The sequence below is a fragment of the Pseudomonas sp. MOIL14HWK12:I2 genome (genome assembly GCF_000510745.1).
Classification (GTDB): Bacteria; Pseudomonadota; Gammaproteobacteria; order Pseudomonadales; family Pseudomonadaceae; genus Chryseomonas; species Chryseomonas oryzihabitans.
This window is the reverse complement of record NZ_AZOA01000008.1, coordinates 323,472-338,619: the sequence shown is the minus strand read 5'-3', so window position 1 is coordinate 338,619 and position 15,148 is coordinate 323,472. Positions and strand designations below refer to the sequence as shown.

Sequence of the window (15,148 nt, the reverse complement as noted above, 5' to 3'; positions counted from 1 at the left end):
CTGGAGAAGCTTGCATTCGCCGCGACCCCTACGCCTAGGACTTTCCAGCGGTGACTCTTACCTGTGACCATGGATTTGCTCGCCGAAAAAAATGTGTACGCGAGCTTCACACGACGCTATCGTTTCGAAAATCAAATTTATTTACGTCTATTTCCCGAAAAACAGGATTGTCATGCGCCCCGTTAGTTTCGATCTCGACGTGATGCGTACCTTCGTTACAGGTGTCGAGCTGGGGAGTTTTGCCAAGGCTGCGAACAAATTGTCACGCTCGACTTCAGCCGTGAGCGCGCAGTTGAAAAAGCTCGAAGCTCAGGCGGGAGCTCCACTGTTCAAAAAGGCTGGCCGTAAGCTGGCGCTGACAGATACGGGGGAAGTCCTTTTCAATTATTCTCGTAAGCTGTTGAACCTCAACGACGAAACTGTCGCGGCGGTCTCGGAGCTAAAACTCAAGGGTTGGATACGCCTAGGTCTGCAGGAGGACCTAGGCGGTTTCTTACCGAAGGTGCTAGGCCGCTTCGTGCGCGCCCATCCTGATGTCCGAGTTGAAGCCCGTATAGCGCGTAATGCCGATCTTCTTGCTCGCATAGACAATGGATCGCTAGACCTCGCGGTTACCTGGGCCGGATCGGAATGCACGGGTCAAGTTGAAACGGTTGCCGAGCTTCCGATGCGCTGGATAGGTACCTCTCGGTACCCTTTGCATTGGCATCCGGAAGACGACGTACCGCTACCGATCATTGCTTTCGATGCGCCTTGTCCCTTCTTCACCACCGCAACAGAAGCGCTCGATAAGGCAGGAATGCCATGGTGTATATCGTTTACCAGTTCGAGCCTGAGCGGCCTGTCCGCAGCGACTGAGGCAGGCTTGGGCTATTCGATCCGCACCGGCCTAGGTCTGCAGCAGGGAACAGAGCTGTTGCCAGAAGGTGCCTTTGGTCTACCGACACTGCCATCCATAGCGCTGACCCTACATCGCCGAGAGGCCGCTCCTGAGCCTCTCACTGGAAGGCTATCGGCTATCGTGCTGGATGCGATACGCAGCGAGCTGGCTGGATGATGCCTAGCCGACCGCACGACGGCTTGATGACACCGCCTGAACCTCGCTCAGGATCAGGCCGCTGGCCGGGCGCATCGGCATCCGGGCCAGGTCGATGCGCAGGTCCTGGGTCGGTACCTGGTAGGTCATGTCCTGCAGCAGCAGGCGCAGGGCGGAGGTCATGAGTTCCAGGGCGATGCCCTCACCCGGACAGCGGTGCTGGTGGGCCACCTCACCGCCGCCCTGGGGTACGAAGGCGGCCTCCGGAGGCTGTTCTGCGAGAAAACGCGTGGGATCGAACACCTCGGGACGTGACCAGCTGCGCGGATCGCGGTTCGTGCCATAGAGATCGAGCAAGACCCGCGTGCCGCGGGGAAAGGCGACGCCGTGCCATTCGAAGCTCTCCCGCACCCGCGCTACGGTGAAGGGAAAGAAGGCGTAGAAGCGTCGTACCTCCTGGGCAAAGGGCACCCGGGCGGCGGGATCGGCTCTCAGCCGTTCGCGCCAGGCCGGCTGCTTGTACAGCGCCAGGGCGGCGAAGGTGGAAAAGCGTGCCACGGCCACCGTTGGCCGCAGCACATTGAGCAGTTCCACCGCGGCCACCCGCGGCGACAACGGCTGGCCATCCGCTTCCCGGTGCTGAGCGATCAGCGCCAGGGCGCTGCCGGCAGGCGCCGGCCGCTGGCGGGCCTGCTCGACCTGGCGACCGAGCCAGAGCTCCAGCCGCTGTCGAGCGCGACGGGCGCCCAGGTTGCCCAGACCCACGCGGCCACCGCCCTCGATCAGGGCGACCAGCTCGGCACAGCGCTGCCCTTCCTCCTCCCTGTCCAGGGCGACACCCGCCCAGTCGCAGACCGCGCGGGTATAGAGGCGATGCAATTCGTCCAGCAGGACGATCTCGCCGCGGCTCTGCCAGCTGGCCAGTCTGGCGCGCCACTCCTGTTCCGCCCGGGTCACCAAGACCTCCACCCGCGTCGATCGGGTGATGTCGACGAAGAGTGCCTTGCGCTGGCGATGGGCCGCCCCGTCCAGGCCCTGGACGCCGCCTTCGCCGAAGAGCGTCTTGCGCAGCTGACGAGGCGCAGCATCCACCCGGCTGAAGCGCTCTTCGCGATAGAACAGTTCGACCGCCGCCGGGCCGCGCAGGCAGAGGGTGGGCTGCAGCAGCAGGCGCGTGGCGAAGACATCGCTTTCCAGACGTTCACAGCGATTGCTGATGAAGGCATAGCCTTCGCGCAGCAGTGTCAGGCTCGAATCGAAGGCCGGGAGCTTGGGCAGGATGGACATCGGAGAGGCTCCAGGGTAGCGGAAAGACCTGCTCGTGGGACCGCCGGCAAGCGGCGCCGGTGCCGCCGTTGCGCTTGCGGTTTTTGCCAGCGAAGCCGCGCCGACACGGGATCGCTGCGCTGGAACGGCAGCGCTCGAATGCCGGTCCATGCTGCTGGGATCGCCGTCGCGATGCTCCGCTTTCCGCACAAGGCGCTCGTGTTTGAACACCACCCGCTGCTCTCGTCTGCAACTCGCCCTGCTGCTGATGCTGGCGCTACTGACCCTGACGCTCGGCTGGGCACCCAGCGACCGTCTCACCTGGATGATCGAGCAGCTGCTGGTGATCGCTGCGCTGGCAGGCGTCGCCCTCGTGCAGCGGCGCTTCCAGCTGTCGGCCAGCGCCAGTCTGCAACTCTGCGGCTTTCTGGTGCTGCACCAGATTGGCGCTCACTACACCTATTCCCAGGTGCCCTACGAGGAGGCCTGGCAGGCGCTGACCGGCTTTCGCCTGGACGAGGCGCTGGGCCTGCAGCGCAATCACTACGACCGGCTGGTGCATTTCGCCTACGGCCTGCTGCTGGCGCGCCCCGTTCGCGAGGTGGTCCAGGGCCTGAGCGGCCTGCGTGGCTGGCGGAGCGCCTATGTGGCCCTGGAATTCGTGCTGGCTTCCTCGGCCGGCTACGAACTGATGGAGTGGCTGGGCGCCGACCTGCTCGCGGAAGACGCCGGGGAGGCCTTCGTCGGCGCCCAGGGCGATCCCTGGGATGCGCAAAAGGACATGGCCCTGGCCTTTCTCGGCGCCCTGCTCTCCCTGGGTTGCCGCCATGGCTGGCCCGGACGCCGCAGGACTAGTCAGGGCCCTGGCTCGGCCTAGCGGGCCATTACGGGTTCCAGCGCCTCCAGCCAGCAGACCACCGCGACGGCGCCGCCATCGGGAATGCCGCGGGCGCGCTCGCCCAGGTAGCTGGCACGGCCCTGGGCCGGCAGCATCTCGGCGGTGGCCTCGGCGCCCTCACGGGCAGCGGCGAGGGCAGCGGCAAAGGCCTGCGTCGGGCTGGCGCCCGCCTGGGCGCCGGCCAGCAGGGCATCCGCGGCCGGGCGCAAGGCATCGAGCATGGTGCGCTGGCCCGGCTGGGCGCCACCCAGTTCGGCCAGGGCCTGGACGCCCCCGTCGAACGCCTCAGCCCACTGCGCAAGGGTCGGACGCTCCACCCCATCCAGCACCTGGGCGGCGCGAACCAGGGCGCAGGCATAGAAGGGGCCGGAGCTGCCGCCAATGGCCCGGCGCAGCGCCTGACCGGTGGCGGCCAGGGCGCTGGCCGGGGTATACCAGGCACTGGCCGGCAAGGCGCGCATGGCTTCGGCGCCCCGGGCCAGGCTGGTGCCCAGGTCGCCATCGCCGGCGCGACTGTCCAGATCGGTGAGGCGGGCTTCGTGGGCCAGCAGGCTGGCGATGACGGCATCTGCCGCCGCCTGCAGCCGCGCGGCCAGGGGACCGGGGGTGCGAGGGATCGTTTCGGCTGCCGCCGCGGGTGCGGGCAACAGGGTGAGCGCCGCCGGGACCCGGCCGTCACCCGGCCAGGCTCGCGCCTGGGTCGGCGCATCGAGCAGCGCCAGGCACGCCTCATCCACTGGCATCAGCGACAGCGAACAGCCGGGCATGTCCAGGGCGCTGAGGAAGGTGCCGGTCCAGGCGCGTTCCACTACCAGGCCCCGCTCGCGCAACTGGCTCAGTGCAGCCCGCGCCACCAGGGCGAGTTCCAGCGGCGGCGTCGCGCCCAGGCCATTGACCAGCAGAGCCAGGCGCGTGCCCTTTGGATAGCCGCCGTCTTCGATGAGGGTATCCAGCAGCCGCGCCACGGTGGCGTCGGCGCCCAGCCGGGGGCCGCGCTCGACGCCCTGCTCGCCATGGATGCCGAGGCCCCATTCCACCTCGTCGTCCGCCAGCTGGAAACCCGGATGCCCCACCGCCGGCACCGTACAGGCGCCCAGGGCCACGCCCATGCTGCGCAACTCGGCGCTCGCGGCGCGGGCTAGGGCGGCCACCTCGGCCAGGGGACGTCCGGCGGCGGCTGCCGCGCCCGCGAGCTTGTGGATCAGCACGGTGCCCGCGATGCCCCGGCGCCTTTCCGGCGCCACCGTGTGGCGCAGGGCCGCGTCGTCCGCCACCAATACCGTCTCGACCGGAATGCCTTCGCTGCGCGCCAGTTCGGCGGCCAGGCCGAAGTTGAGACGGTCGCCGGTGTAGTTCTTGACCACCAACAGGGCGCCGGCAGGACCGGCCGCGGCCCGGATCGCGGCCAGCACGGCATCCACGCTCGGTGAGGTGAAGACGTCTCCCGCCACCGCCGCGGTCAGCATGCCCTCGCCGACATAGCCGGCATGGGCCGGTTCGTGGCCGCTGCCGCCGCCGGAAATCACCGCCACCGGGCGCCCGCCCGCTGCGGCCAGGGGCTGGCGCAGGATGACCTGTTCCTCGGCCAGCAGGGCCAGGCCGGGATCCAGGCTGACGAGACCTTCGAGCAGTTCGCGAACCACCGTGGTGGGGCTATTGATCAGCTTCTTCATCGGGGACTCCTGAGGGCGAGAGGTCGCCGCAGTATGGCACGGGGTCCCGCGCCTGCCTGGCAGCGACCTGAACGGCCGACTGACAGGCGCGCAACGGCCTTCCGCCGGACCGGGACGGCAGGCTATCGTTGGCCCGGGAAGCTTTTCACGACCGGGATGTCTCACGCTGTTAGCCAGCCGCGCTTCTGCGCGCTCCCCGTCGAGGTCCGTCATGCCGATCAAGATCGTTCCACGCTCTGCCTGTCGTGGGTCGGAGATCACCCCCGAAGCCGTCTACCTGTCCCGGCGCCAACTGCTCGGTGCCAGCGGTGCCCTGCTCGCCGGCGCCGCCCTGCCCGGCTGGGCGCTGGCCGCCGCCTCCAACTACGGCGACGTCGAAGCCGCCAAGGGCCCGGACTGGTTCGAGCGCAAGCTACCGGATACCCGCTGGCAGGCGGCCACGGTCAAGGGCGAGGACATCACCCCCTTCAAGGACGCCACCCACTACAACAACTTCTATGAATTCGGCCCGGACAAGAGCGATCCCGCGGCCCATGCCGCCCAGTTGCCGACCCAGCCCTGGAGCGTGGTGGTCGATGGCGAGGTGGGCAAGCCCGGCACCTACGGCCTGGAAGACCTCTTCGGCCCGGATACCCTGGAAGAGCGCATCTACCGCATGAGGTGCGTCGAGGCCTGGTCCATGGTCATCCCTTGGCTGGGCTTTCCGTTGGCCAGCCTGCTCAAGCGCGTCGAGCCCACCGGCAAGGCGCGCTACGTGAGGTTCGAGACGCTCAAGGATCCGCAGCACATGCCCGGCATGAATTCCAGCTTCGCCTTGCTGGACTGGCCCTATGTGGAAGGCCTGCGCCTGGATGAGGCCATGCATCCGCTGACGCTGATGACGGTGGGCATGTACGGGCGGGTGCTGCCCAACCAGAATGGCGCGCCGCTGCGCCTGATCGTGCCCTGGAAGTATGGCTTCAAGGGCATCAAGTCCATCGTCCGCATCAGTCTGGTGGCAGAGCAGCCGCGCACCACCTGGCAGGGCATGGCGCCCAACGAGTACGGCTTCTATGCCAACGTCAATCCGGAAGTGGATCACCCGCGCTGGAGCCAGGCCCGCGAACGGCGCCTGCCCAGCGGCCTGTTCAGCCCCAACGTGCGACCGACGCTGATGTTCAACGGCTATGGCGAGGAAGTGGCTTCGCTCTACAGCGGCATGGATCTGCGGAGAAACTATTGATGGGTGTACTGCTCTGGCGAGTGGTGGTGTTCGTCGCCGCGCTCTGCCCGCCGCTGTGGTGGCTGTACCAGGCCTGGATCTTCGCCCTCGGCCCGGACCCGGGCAAGGCACTGGTGGACAAGCTGGGCACCGGCGCCCTGGTGCTGCTGTTGCTGACCCTGAGTCTGACCCCGCTGTCGCGCCTCACCCGCTGGAAGCTCTGGCCGGTGATCCGCCGCCAGCTCGGGTTATGGACCTTCACCTATGCACTGCTGCACTTCCTCGGCTACCTGGCCTTCGTGCTGGGCTTCGACCTGTCGCAGCTGGGCGTGGAATTGCAGCGCCGGCCCTACATCATCGTCGGGGCCGCGGCCCTGCTGATCCTGCTGGCCCTGGCCGTCACCTCCAATCGCCCGGCCATGCGCCGCCTGGGCAAGCGCTGGAAGGAGCTGCATCGGCTGGCCTACCTGGTGCTGGGTCTGGGGCTGCTGCACTACCTCTGGATCGTGCGTTCGGACCTGGAAGAGTGGGCGATCTACGCCACCATCGGCGCCGCGCTGCTGGCCTTCCGGCTGGTGGATGGCTGGCGTCGCAAGAGACGCAGCCGGGCAGCCACTGCCCCTGCTCGCTGATTACCAGCGTCGAGGCAGAGGGGTTCGCCCTTCATGCATCAAAACCATATGGGTGGTATTAAAGACGCCTACTCAGGAATGCGGGTGGACCGCCACGGCTTGGCGCGGGGGAGGTATTGAACAGGCCTGGCGCCAACGGGCCAGGCCTTTGCCCGAAGGCGGTCGATCAGCGCTGCGCGGCCTGGCGCAGGCCCTTCAGGGTGTTGAGCGGGGCATCAACCACGAAGCTGTTGGCCAGCCAGGACGGCACGCTGCCACCCGGCTCGCTCTGGGCCTCGTAGGTCACTTCCGAGCCGCCGTTCTTCGGCACCACGCGCCACTGACCCTGGAAGCTGGCGACCCGTACATAGCCGTCGGCGGCAGACCGATAGTCCGGCTGGCCTTCGAGGGTGCGGGTAAAGCCGCCATCGGGGGTCTTCTGCTCGGTGATGTGCAGCACCACGTCACGGGCGGTCACCGGCCAGGGCATGTCGATGCGCATGTAGGTCCAGGCCTGATTGTCCTGGCGCTTGAGCACCTGCAGCGACTGGCAGCGGAAGATCCACTTGCAGGAACCCACGGGGTCGTCCTGCAGCTTGGCGATGGTGGCCGGATCGGCCTTGATCTGGACCACGCCGCGGTAGGCCTTGTACTTGGAGCCGGCGACCGCGCGGGTGTAGACCTGGATGCCGTCTTCCTGCTTGGCGAGTTGCCAGTCCTCGGCCTGGGCCAGGCCGGTGGCTGCGAGCAGGGTCAGGGCGAGGATGGAGCGAAGCGGCTTGTGCATGGGACGTCCCTTGTTGTTGTGGTTGTCGGAGAGCGCAATTCAAAACCGGATCAGGCGGCGGTTTCACCTTCGAGGCGCAGCAGGATGGCCATGGCTTCGGCGCTACTGGTGCCGCAGAACGCCAGCTCGGCCTGGAAGCCGCCGCACACCGCCGGACGCAGCGGCGAGCCGAACAGGTCGCAGCGGTTGGTGCTGTCCAGGTGGGCGCAGCGCACGCCGGAGGGCTTGCCCTGGGGCATGCGTGGCAGCGGTGAGGATATCGACGGCGCGATGCAGCAGGCGCCACAACCTGGACGGCACTCCATGGGTGAAACTCGCAGATAAGGAGGCTTCAAGCTTAAGAGCAAGGCTGGGGCCTCACAAGCGAATCGTGACCAGATGTCGCTATCGAGTCATGAATGTAACATTCATTCGCACCTCGCCACGCAACCCCGCGGCCTTTCCACCGTCTTATCTGCGACGATCGAGGCGGCTCCCCGAGGGCGTGACGATGAAGCATTGGCTGGTGCTGGACCTGGAAGCGACCACCGACGAAGGCGGCTGGCCCCTGGAGTTGATGGAGATCATCGAGATCGGTGCGGTGATGGTGGACGCCGAAGGCCAGGAGCTCGGTCGCTATCAGAGCTTCGTCCAGCCCCGGCGGCTGCCGCTGCTGACGCCCTTCTGCCGCGACCTCACCCATATCAGCCAGGCCGACGTCGATGGCGCCGATCCGCTGGAGAGCACCTGGCCGGCGTTCGAGGCCTGGCTGGGCGCCTATGAGACCACCCTCGCCGGCTGGTGCAGCTGGGGCGATTTCGACCGTCGCCTGCTTGAACGCGCCTGGCGCGAGCACGATCTGCATACCCACCTGGCCCGGGTGCCGCATCGCAATCTCAAGCAGGCCTTCGCCAAGGCCCGCGGCCTGGCGCGCCCGTTGGGACTCACCGCCGCCCTGGAATCGGCGGGACTGGCCTTTACCGGGGTGCTGCACCGCGCCGAGACCGACGCCCGCAACACCGCCAAGCTGTTGCCCGCCAGCCTGCCGGCCTTCGCGCGCTAGCCTCGTCTGGAGCGGTGACAGTGGGCCTCGGCCTTGGGCATACTCGCCGACGGTCCCAACCGCTTTCGCACAAGGAAATCCGATGTTCAAGGTCAACGAATACTTCGACGGCACCGTCAAATCCATCGCCTTCAGCCTCAAGTCCAAGCCCGCCACCCTGGGCGTCATGGCCCCCGGTGAATACGAGTTCGGCACCAGCCAGCTGGAAGTCATGCACGTGGTGGCCGGCGCCCTGACCGTCAAGCTGCCGGGCAGCGAGACCTGGGAAACCTTCGCCGCGGGCAGCCAGTTCACCGTGCCGGCCAATGCCAAGTTCCAGCTCAAGGTCGCGGAAGACACCGCCTACCTCTGCGAATACCACTAAGTCCGGGGGAGCCATGCGGCTCCCGCGCCTTGCGCTCCCGTCATTCGGCCGTCCGGGCCGGCTGGCGGGAGGCCGCTACCCCGCCTGAACGCTTGCGCCGCGCCTCGGTCCTAAGCGACACCGCCGCTTTCGGAGCCGTCGCCATGTCGCCAGCTGCAGCCCAGGGCCCTCGCCAGCCGAGCCACGCCCGCCCCATCGAGCACCAGCCCCGGAATCTCCCGACGCATGGGATAGCCCTTGCGCAGGGCGTCGAACGCCTGGGCGCGCGCCACGGCCGGCAAGCCGAGGGTCGCGCGTAGCGCCGCATCGTCGTCACGCGGATCATAGACCGCGCGGCAGACCCGCCTGAAGACAGTCGCCTCGGGCGTATCCCCGCTGAACACCAGGCGCTCCAGCTGCTGCGGCGGCAACAGATCGCCCAGATTCAGCCGCGGTGTCTCCCCGCTCCAGGCGCAGAAGGCTTCGTAGATCTGCGCCGTGCCGCGCCACTTGCCTTCCAGGCTGTGCCCGGCGATATGGGGCGTCACCAACTGGCACAGGCGGGCCAGTTCAGGATCGATGCCCGGCTCGCCTTCCCAGACATCCAGCGCCACCCTGAGCTCGGCGCCGCTGGCCAGATGCGTCCGCAGCGCGGCGTTATCGACCACCTCGCCCCGGCAGGCGTTGAGCAGCCAGGTCCCCGGGCGCAGGCTGGCCAGGCGAGTGGCATCGAACAGGTGCAAGGTGCGCTGCTCGCCGTCCCGGATCAGCGGGGTATGCAGACAGAGCACATCGCAGCGCTCGAGCAATTCGTCGAGGCTGTGGAAGTCACCCCCCTCCGCGGCCTGGCGGGGAGGATCGCAGACCAGCACCGTCCAGCCCAGTCCGCGCAGCACCTCGGCCAGGCGGCCACCGACCTGCCCGGCGCCGACGATGCCATAGGTGCGCTGGGCCAGCTCGGCGCCGGCACCATCGGCCAGTGCCAGCAGGGCGCCGAGCACCCAGTCCACCACGCCGCGGGCATTGCAGCCTGGCGCATTGCTCCAGCGGATGCCGGCCTGGTCGAGATAGCCCAGGTCCAGGTGATCGGTGCCTATGGTGCAGGTGCCGACGAAGCCGACCCTGGACCCGGCCAGCAGCGCGGCGTCGACACGGGTGATGGAGCGCACCAGCAGCGCATCGGCGCGACTCACGGCGGCGCGATCAAAGGCGCGGCCGGGAAGGCGCTCGAGGGTGGCGTGGGGCCCGAAGAAGGCGTCCAGCAGCGGAATGTTTTCGTCGGCGAGAATGTGCATGCCTGGGCACTCGCAAGGGCGGGGACCGGCACTTTAGCAGGCCATCGGCGGCAGGCAACGGTCGCCGCGAGGGTTGCCACCCGGGCCATGAGGACTAGACTATCGGCCCCGAAGCTGACCGAACGATCAAGTGACCTCCTCCCTGCCCCGCATCAGACGTGAATTCGGCGCCCTGCTCTCCCTGGCCGCGCCCATCGTCATCGCCCAGCTCTCCCATTCGGCCATGGGCTTCGTCGACGCCGTCATGGCCGGCCGGGTCGGCCCGCTCGACCTCGCCGCCGTCGCCCTGGGCAACTCCGTGTGGATTCCGGTGTTCCTGCTGATGACCGGCATCCTGCTGGCGACCACCCCCAAGGTAGCCGAGCGCCACGGCGGCGGCCGCAGCCAGGAGATCGGTCCGCTGGTGCGCCAGGCGCTGTGGCTGGCCCTGGGTTGTGGCCTCATCGCCAGCCTGCTGCTGCTCAACGCCCGCCCGCTGCTGGTGGCCATGCATGTCGACGCCCAGCTGATCGGGCCGACCCTGCTCTATCTCAAGGGCATCGCCATGGGCCTGCCCGCCACGGCCTTCTACTATGTGCTGCGCTGCTTCAGCGACGGCCTCGGGCGTACCCGCCCGGCCATGCTGGTAGGACTCGCCGGCCTGGCGCTGAACGTGCCGCTGAACTGGATCTTCATTTACGGCCACCTCGGCATGCCGGCGCTGGGCGGCGCCGGCTGCGGCTTCGCCTCCGGTACGGTGATGTGGGCGATGCTGCTGGCCATGCTGGCGATCATCCGCACCGAGCGCTATCGCGCCTGCGCCCTTTTCGCCCGCTTCGAGCGGCCCCATGGGCCGACGCTGCGCGCCCTGCTGGCCATCGGCGTGCCCATCGGCATCGCGATTTTCGCCGAATCCAGTATCTTTTCCGTGGTGGCCCTGCTGATCGGCGAACTGGGGCCGACCGTGGTCGCCGGGCACCAGGTGGCGCTCAACTTCTCCGGTCTGGTGTTCATGGTGCCCCTGGCGCTGGGCATGGCGGTGACGGTGCGGGTCGGCCAGGCGCTGGGGCGCGGCGAACCCCGCGAGGCGCGCTTTTCCGCCGGGGTCGGCATGGCTGCTGGGCTGCTCTGCGCCTGCGTTTCCTGCACCCTGATGCTGACCGCGCGCACGGCGATCGCCGAGCTCTATTCCCAGGACCTGGCGGTGATCCAGCTGGCGGCCTCGCTGCTGGTGTTCGCCGGCATCTTCCAGTTCTCCGATGCCATCCAGGTGACCGCCGCCGGCGCCCTGCGCGGTTACCAGGACACCCGCGCGACCATGATCATCACCCTGCTGGCCTACTGGGGCGTGGGCCTGCCGGTGGGCTGGGCGCTGGGCCTGAGCGACTGGTTCGGTGCCCCGCGGGGTCCGGCCGGCCTCTGGCAGGGGCTGGTGCTGGGCCTGACCTGCGCGGCCATCCTGCTGTCGGTGCGGCTGGCCCGCAGCGCCCGTCGACGCATCCACAGCGCCTAGCGCGCTGCCCTTGCTACACTGGCGCCCTCGCCCCGGCCGGCTGTCCTGCCGACCGGGACGGGCGTTTCCCTCTTTCGCGAGCGTGCGGCTTCGATGATCTTTCGCCTGCTACAACTCCTCTGCCTCTGCTTTCTGCTCATCGGCCCGGTTCAGGCCGCCCTGCCCGGACTGCCGGGCGCCCAGAAGGACCAGGTCGATCCGCAATTCGGCCAGTCCCTGGACCAGGTCATCAAGACCCTGGAGAGCGACCAGCAGCGCAATCGCCTGCTGGCAGATCTCAAGAAGCTGCAGGCGGCACAGAACAAGGCCGAGCCCAGCGCCTCCCAGGGCGTGATCGGGCTGATCACCGACACCCTGACGGTGGTCGAGCAGCAGCTGCAGCGCGACAACCTGCGCGAACGCTGGCAGTACCAGCTGGACCAAGCCGGCGCCGAGCTGGCCGCCTTGGCGCCGGCGCCCGAACAGCGCCTCAATCTGCTCTCCGGCTTTGTCGTCACCCTGGCCTTCTGGGCCGGTTGCGCCCTGGGCCTGAAGACCATCAGCCATCGCCTGCGGGTGAGATTCGGACTTTCCGAGGAGTTGCCGCTCAGGCCGCGCACCCTGGACCTGGTCCGTTTCGCCCTGCGCAAGCTGGCGCCCTGGCTGCTGGCCTTCATCCTGACCCTGGTGGTGTCGCTGTGGCTGCCGGATTCGCTGGGCAAGACTGTGGCCGTCGCCCTGGCCTATGCCGCCGTCACCGGCCCGCTGTTCGCCGCTACCGTGGTGGTGATCTGCTCGCTGCCCAGCGGCGCCCATCGCAGTCGCGCCCTGCTGATCCTGCGCCGCCGCGCCTTCCGCCCGCTGTGGATCATCGGCAGCCTGGCCGCGCTGGGCGGCGCCGCCAGCGATCCGCACCTGGCCGAGACCCTGGGGCCACACCTGGCCGCGGTCATCGCCATCGGCGCCAACATCTGCGCGGCGTTGCTCACCGCCCAGTTCGCCCTGAGATTCCGCCGCCCCATCGCCCACTTGATCCGCAACCAGCCGCTGGCCAAGCGCCAGGCGCTGCACGGTCTGCAGGGCGTGCGCCACCTGATCGCCCGGCTCTGGCACCTGCCGCTGCTGATCCTGGTGGCGGTCTCGGTGGTCGCCACCTTCGTCTCCGCCGGCGATACCAGCGACGCCCTGCGCCGGGCGCTGCTGTTCGCCGTGACCATGGGCGCCGCCCTGGGACTCAACGCCCTGGTGCGAGCGCGATTGCTGCGCCGGCGGCCGCACGGCCGTATCCAAGAGGCCTATGCCGAACGGCTGCGCGCCTTCTTCGTCCTGGTGCTGGGCATCGCCATCTGGCTGGTGGGGATCGAGCTGGCCCTGCGCGCCTGGAATCTCTCGCTGCTGAGATTCAGCCAGGGTGACGGCCATGCGGTCGCCAGCAAGTTCTTCGGCCTGGGTGGCACCCTGCTGCTGGCGTGGCTGGTGTGGATCCTGGCCGACACCGCCATCCACCGCGGCCTCAACCTGCACCGCGTCAGCCCGAACAACGCCCGCGCCCAGACCATGTTGCCGCTGATCCGCAACGTGCTGTTCCTGACCATCTTCGTCATCGCCCTGATCGTCGCCCTGGCCAACATGGGCGTGAACGTCACCCCGTTGCTGGCCGGTGCCGGCGTCATCGGCCTGGCGGTGGGCTTCGGCGCCCAGAGCCTGGTAGCCGACCTCATCACCGGGCTGTTCATCATCATCGAGGACTCCCTGGCCATCGGCGACTACGTCGACGTCGGCAACCACCTGGGTACCGTCGAGGGCCTAACCATCCGCACCGTACGACTGAGGGACATCGACGGCATCGTCCACACCATCCCGTTCAGCGAGATCAAGAGTATCCAGAACTACTCGCGGCAATTCGGCTACGCCATCTTCCGTCTGCCGATTCCGCAGGCGCTGTCGGTGGACAAGGCCATCGAGATGGTCCAGGAGGTCGGCCGCTCGCTGCGCCAGGATCCGCTGATGGGCCGGGACATCTGGTCGCCGCTGGAGCTGCAGGGGGTGGAAAGCTTCGATTCCGGCATGGCGATCCTCAGATTCCGCTTCAAGACCGCGCCGATCAAGCAGTGGGAGGTGTCACGGGCCTTCAACCTCAGGCTCAAGCGCTACCTGGATGACGCCGGCATCGAGCTGGCCTCGCCGCGCATGAACGTGCGTTACGAGGTGGGTGGCTCGCCGCTGGATCAGGCGACGCGGGGCGGCCAGGCGCCGAGCTAGGGCTGACCCCGCTGCGCTGGCACGACCGCCGGCCCTCGCGATCGGCGGGAATAGCTTCTAGGGTGGGGATGACCTGTCCCGACGAGGCTTTCCCATGCCCTTGCGTACCCTGCTCTGCTATGGCGACTCCAACACCCACGGCACCCGCCCCCTGACCCAGCCCGGCGTACTCGAACGCTTTGGCTGGGACGAACGCTGGCCCGGCGTCCTGGCCCGCGGGCTGGGCGCCGACTGGCGGGTGATAGAGGAAGGCCTGCCCGCTCGTACCACGGTGCACGACGATCCCATCGACGGCCATCACAAGAATGGCCTCAGCTATCTCAGGCCCTGCCTGGAAAGTCAGCTACCGGTGGATGTCCTGCTGCTGATGCTGGGCACCAACGACCTCAAGGCGCGGCTGTCGGTGACACCGGCGGACATCGCCAGCGCGCTGCAGGCGCTGCTGGAAGAGATCAGACGCTGTAACGCCGGCCCGGATGGCGCCACGCCCCAGCTCATCGTCATGGCGCCGGCGCCCATCGAGGAAGTGGGCTTTCTCGGCGAGATCTTCGTTGGTGGTGCGGCCAAGTCCCGCGAGTTGGCCGCACGTTATCGCCAGGTGGCCGCAGCCCAGGGCGCGGCCTTCGTCGATGCGGGCGAGATCATCCAGGTGAGTCCGGTGGACGGCGTGCATTTCGAGGCGGACCAGCATCGCCGGCTGGGAGAACATCTGGTGGGGGTGGTAAGGGGCCTGGGTGTCGTCTGAACATAGGCGCCCACAGTGGAAAACGCTGCGCGGTTTTCCACGCTACGACTCGCTTGGCATTGGCCTGTTGGGCTTAGACGAGGGAGCCGTCTCAACCCGACCTACGGCTGACTCCCTGTGTAGGAGCGGCCCATGGCCGCGATAGGAGCTTAGGCCCTGGCTCGAAGTGACGAGATGAGCCCGCTTTATCGCGGCCATGGCGGTCCGCCGATGCGGCCACTCCTACAGGTGCTCGACAGGCTGCGGAGCGGTGCCTGGCCTCACTCCACCTTCTTGCGAATCCAGTACAGATAACGCCCTTCCCCTTCGCTCTTTTCCACCAGTTCATGGCCGAGGAAGACGCAGAACTTGGGGATGTCGCGCTGGGTGGAGGGGTCGGTGGCGATGACCTTGAGCAGGGCGCCGGGGGCGATGTCGCGCACCTTGTTGTGCAGCATCATCACCGGCTCCGGGCAGTTCAGCCCGCTGGCGTCGAGGGTGGCATCGGCTTCGAGGGTCATGGGGTCTCCAAGGGATAG

At 67.9% G+C, this 15,148-nt stretch carries 15 protein-coding genes; 9 read left to right on the top strand and 6 right to left on the bottom strand.

Annotated features, from left to right (window positions below; genetic code table 11):
* Positions 1–172 precede the first annotated feature (172 nt).
* A complete protein-coding gene (locus tag PSK12I2_RS24515) occupies positions 173–1,057 on the top strand; it encodes a LysR family transcriptional regulator (RefSeq protein ID WP_084222065.1) in 885 nt (294 codons plus the stop codon).
* A gap of 3 nt (positions 1,058–1,060) precedes the next feature.
* Here PSK12I2_RS24515 and PSK12I2_RS0106725 read toward each other — a convergent pair whose 3' ends face one another.
* A complete protein-coding gene (locus PSK12I2_RS0106725; protein ID WP_027597784.1) occupies positions 1,061–2,323 on the bottom strand; it encodes a cytochrome P450 in 1,263 nt (420 codons plus the stop codon).
* A 202-nt stretch (positions 2,324–2,525) separates the two neighbouring features.
* Between PSK12I2_RS0106725 and PSK12I2_RS0106720 the strand changes: the two genes are divergently transcribed.
* Positions 2,526–3,179 (top strand): DUF2238 domain-containing protein, encoded by a 654-nt coding sequence (locus tag PSK12I2_RS0106720; RefSeq protein WP_027597783.1) that lies wholly within the window; start codon positions 2,526–2,528, stop codon positions 3,177–3,179.
* On the opposite strand, the gene PSK12I2_RS0106715 is transcribed toward PSK12I2_RS0106720, so the two are convergent.
* On the bottom strand, positions 3,176–4,873 hold the full coding sequence (locus PSK12I2_RS0106715) for a dihydroxyacetone kinase family protein (protein ID WP_027597782.1): 1,698 nt from the start codon (positions 4,871–4,873) through the stop codon (positions 3,176–3,178). The two genes, PSK12I2_RS0106720 and PSK12I2_RS0106715, sit on opposite strands and share 4 nt — an antisense overlap.
* 211 nt (positions 4,874–5,084) lie before the next feature.
* Between PSK12I2_RS0106715 and msrP the strand changes: the two genes are divergently transcribed.
* Positions 5,085–6,095: a protein-methionine-sulfoxide reductase catalytic subunit MsrP gene (gene msrP / locus PSK12I2_RS0106710; protein WP_027597781.1), complete on the top strand. Its 1,011-nt coding sequence runs from the start codon at positions 5,085–5,087 to the stop codon at positions 6,093–6,095.
* The gene (gene msrQ, locus PSK12I2_RS0106705; protein ID WP_027597780.1) at positions 6,095–6,706 is read left to right on the top strand and encodes a protein-methionine-sulfoxide reductase heme-binding subunit MsrQ; all 612 of its coding nucleotides are present in this window, start codon (positions 6,095–6,097) and stop codon (positions 6,704–6,706) included. The genes msrP and msrQ overlap by 1 nt, the downstream gene beginning before the upstream one ends.
* A gap of 166 nt (positions 6,707–6,872) precedes the next feature.
* Here msrQ and PSK12I2_RS0106700 read toward each other — a convergent pair whose 3' ends face one another.
* Both PSK12I2_RS0106700 and PSK12I2_RS0106695 read right to left on the bottom strand, forming a co-directional pair.
* A complete protein-coding gene (locus tag PSK12I2_RS0106700) occupies positions 6,873–7,472 on the bottom strand; it encodes an START domain-containing protein (protein ID WP_027597779.1) in 600 nt (199 codons plus the stop codon).
* 50 nt (positions 7,473–7,522) lie between these two features.
* Positions 7,523–7,777, bottom strand: coding sequence for a YkgJ family cysteine cluster protein (locus tag PSK12I2_RS0106695; protein ID WP_027597778.1), 255 nt, complete (start codon positions 7,775–7,777; stop codon positions 7,523–7,525).
* Between the two features lie 185 nt (positions 7,778–7,962).
* Here PSK12I2_RS0106695 and PSK12I2_RS0106690 point away from each other — a divergent pair, with 185 nt between their 5' ends.
* Both PSK12I2_RS0106690 and PSK12I2_RS0106685 read left to right on the top strand, forming a co-directional pair.
* Complete coding sequence (locus PSK12I2_RS0106690; RefSeq protein WP_027597777.1) at positions 7,963–8,514, top strand: exonuclease domain-containing protein; 552 nt, start codon at positions 7,963–7,965, stop codon at positions 8,512–8,514.
* 82 nt (positions 8,515–8,596) lie between these two features.
* A complete protein-coding gene (locus tag PSK12I2_RS0106685) occupies positions 8,597–8,878 on the top strand; it encodes a pyrimidine/purine nucleoside phosphorylase (RefSeq protein WP_027597776.1) in 282 nt (93 codons plus the stop codon).
* Between the two features lie 110 nt (positions 8,879–8,988).
* On the opposite strand, the gene pdxB is transcribed toward PSK12I2_RS0106685, so the two are convergent.
* Entirely contained in the window at positions 8,989–10,152 is a 1,164-nt protein-coding gene (gene pdxB, locus PSK12I2_RS0106680; RefSeq protein WP_027597775.1) for a 4-phosphoerythronate dehydrogenase PdxB, read from the bottom strand.
* 130 nt (positions 10,153–10,282) lie between these two features.
* Between pdxB and PSK12I2_RS0106675 the strand changes: the two genes are divergently transcribed.
* The 3 genes from PSK12I2_RS0106675 to PSK12I2_RS0106665 all read left to right on the top strand — a co-directional run bounded on the left by PSK12I2_RS0106675 (position 10,283) and on the right by PSK12I2_RS0106665 (position 14,630).
* The gene (locus PSK12I2_RS0106675; protein WP_027597774.1) at positions 10,283–11,644 is read left to right on the top strand and encodes an MATE family efflux transporter; all 1,362 of its coding nucleotides are present in this window, start codon (positions 10,283–10,285) and stop codon (positions 11,642–11,644) included.
* A 93-nt stretch (positions 11,645–11,737) separates the two neighbouring features.
* Positions 11,738–13,885: a mechanosensitive ion channel family protein gene (locus PSK12I2_RS0106670; RefSeq protein ID WP_027597773.1), complete on the top strand. Its 2,148-nt coding sequence runs from the start codon at positions 11,738–11,740 to the stop codon at positions 13,883–13,885.
* A 94-nt stretch (positions 13,886–13,979) separates the two neighbouring features.
* Positions 13,980–14,630, top strand: a complete 651-nt coding sequence (locus PSK12I2_RS0106665; protein WP_027597772.1) for an SGNH/GDSL hydrolase family protein — start codon at positions 13,980–13,982, stop codon at positions 14,628–14,630.
* 260 nt (positions 14,631–14,890) lie between these two features.
* Here PSK12I2_RS0106665 and tusA read toward each other — a convergent pair whose 3' ends face one another.
* Positions 14,891–15,130 (bottom strand): sulfurtransferase TusA, encoded by a 240-nt coding sequence (tusA, locus tag PSK12I2_RS0106660; RefSeq protein WP_027597771.1) that lies wholly within the window; start codon positions 15,128–15,130, stop codon positions 14,891–14,893.
* Positions 15,131–15,148: the final 18 nt, after the last annotated feature.

Coding starts and splice junctions, on each gene's coding strand:
- PSK12I2_RS24515 (WP_084222065.1), top strand. CDS start 173: ATGCGCCCCGTTAGTTTCGATCTCGACGTGATGCGTACCTTCGTTACA.
- PSK12I2_RS0106725 (WP_027597784.1), bottom strand. CDS start 2,323: ATGTCCATCCTGCCCAAGCTCCCGGCCTTCGATTCGAGCCTGACACTG.
- PSK12I2_RS0106715 (WP_027597782.1), bottom strand. CDS start 4,873: ATGAAGAAGCTGATCAATAGCCCCACCACGGTGGTTCGCGAACTGCTC.
- msrP (WP_027597781.1), top strand. CDS start 5,085: ATGCCGATCAAGATCGTTCCACGCTCTGCCTGTCGTGGGTCGGAGATC.
- msrQ (WP_027597780.1), top strand. CDS start 6,095: ATGGGTGTACTGCTCTGGCGAGTGGTGGTGTTCGTCGCCGCGCTCTGC.
- PSK12I2_RS0106700 (WP_027597779.1), bottom strand. CDS start 7,472: ATGCACAAGCCGCTTCGCTCCATCCTCGCCCTGACCCTGCTCGCAGCC.
- PSK12I2_RS0106695 (WP_027597778.1), bottom strand. CDS start 7,777: ATGGAGTGCCGTCCAGGTTGTGGCGCCTGCTGCATCGCGCCGTCGATA.
- PSK12I2_RS0106690 (WP_027597777.1), top strand. CDS start 7,963: ATGAAGCATTGGCTGGTGCTGGACCTGGAAGCGACCACCGACGAAGGC.
- PSK12I2_RS0106685 (WP_027597776.1), top strand. CDS start 8,597: ATGTTCAAGGTCAACGAATACTTCGACGGCACCGTCAAATCCATCGCC.
- pdxB (WP_027597775.1), bottom strand. CDS start 10,152: ATGCACATTCTCGCCGACGAAAACATTCCGCTGCTGGACGCCTTCTTC.
- PSK12I2_RS0106670 (WP_027597773.1), top strand. CDS start 11,738: ATGATCTTTCGCCTGCTACAACTCCTCTGCCTCTGCTTTCTGCTCATC.
- PSK12I2_RS0106665 (WP_027597772.1), top strand. CDS start 13,980: ATGCCCTTGCGTACCCTGCTCTGCTATGGCGACTCCAACACCCACGGC.
- tusA (WP_027597771.1), bottom strand. CDS start 15,130: ATGACCCTCGAAGCCGATGCCACCCTCGACGCCAGCGGGCTGAACTGC.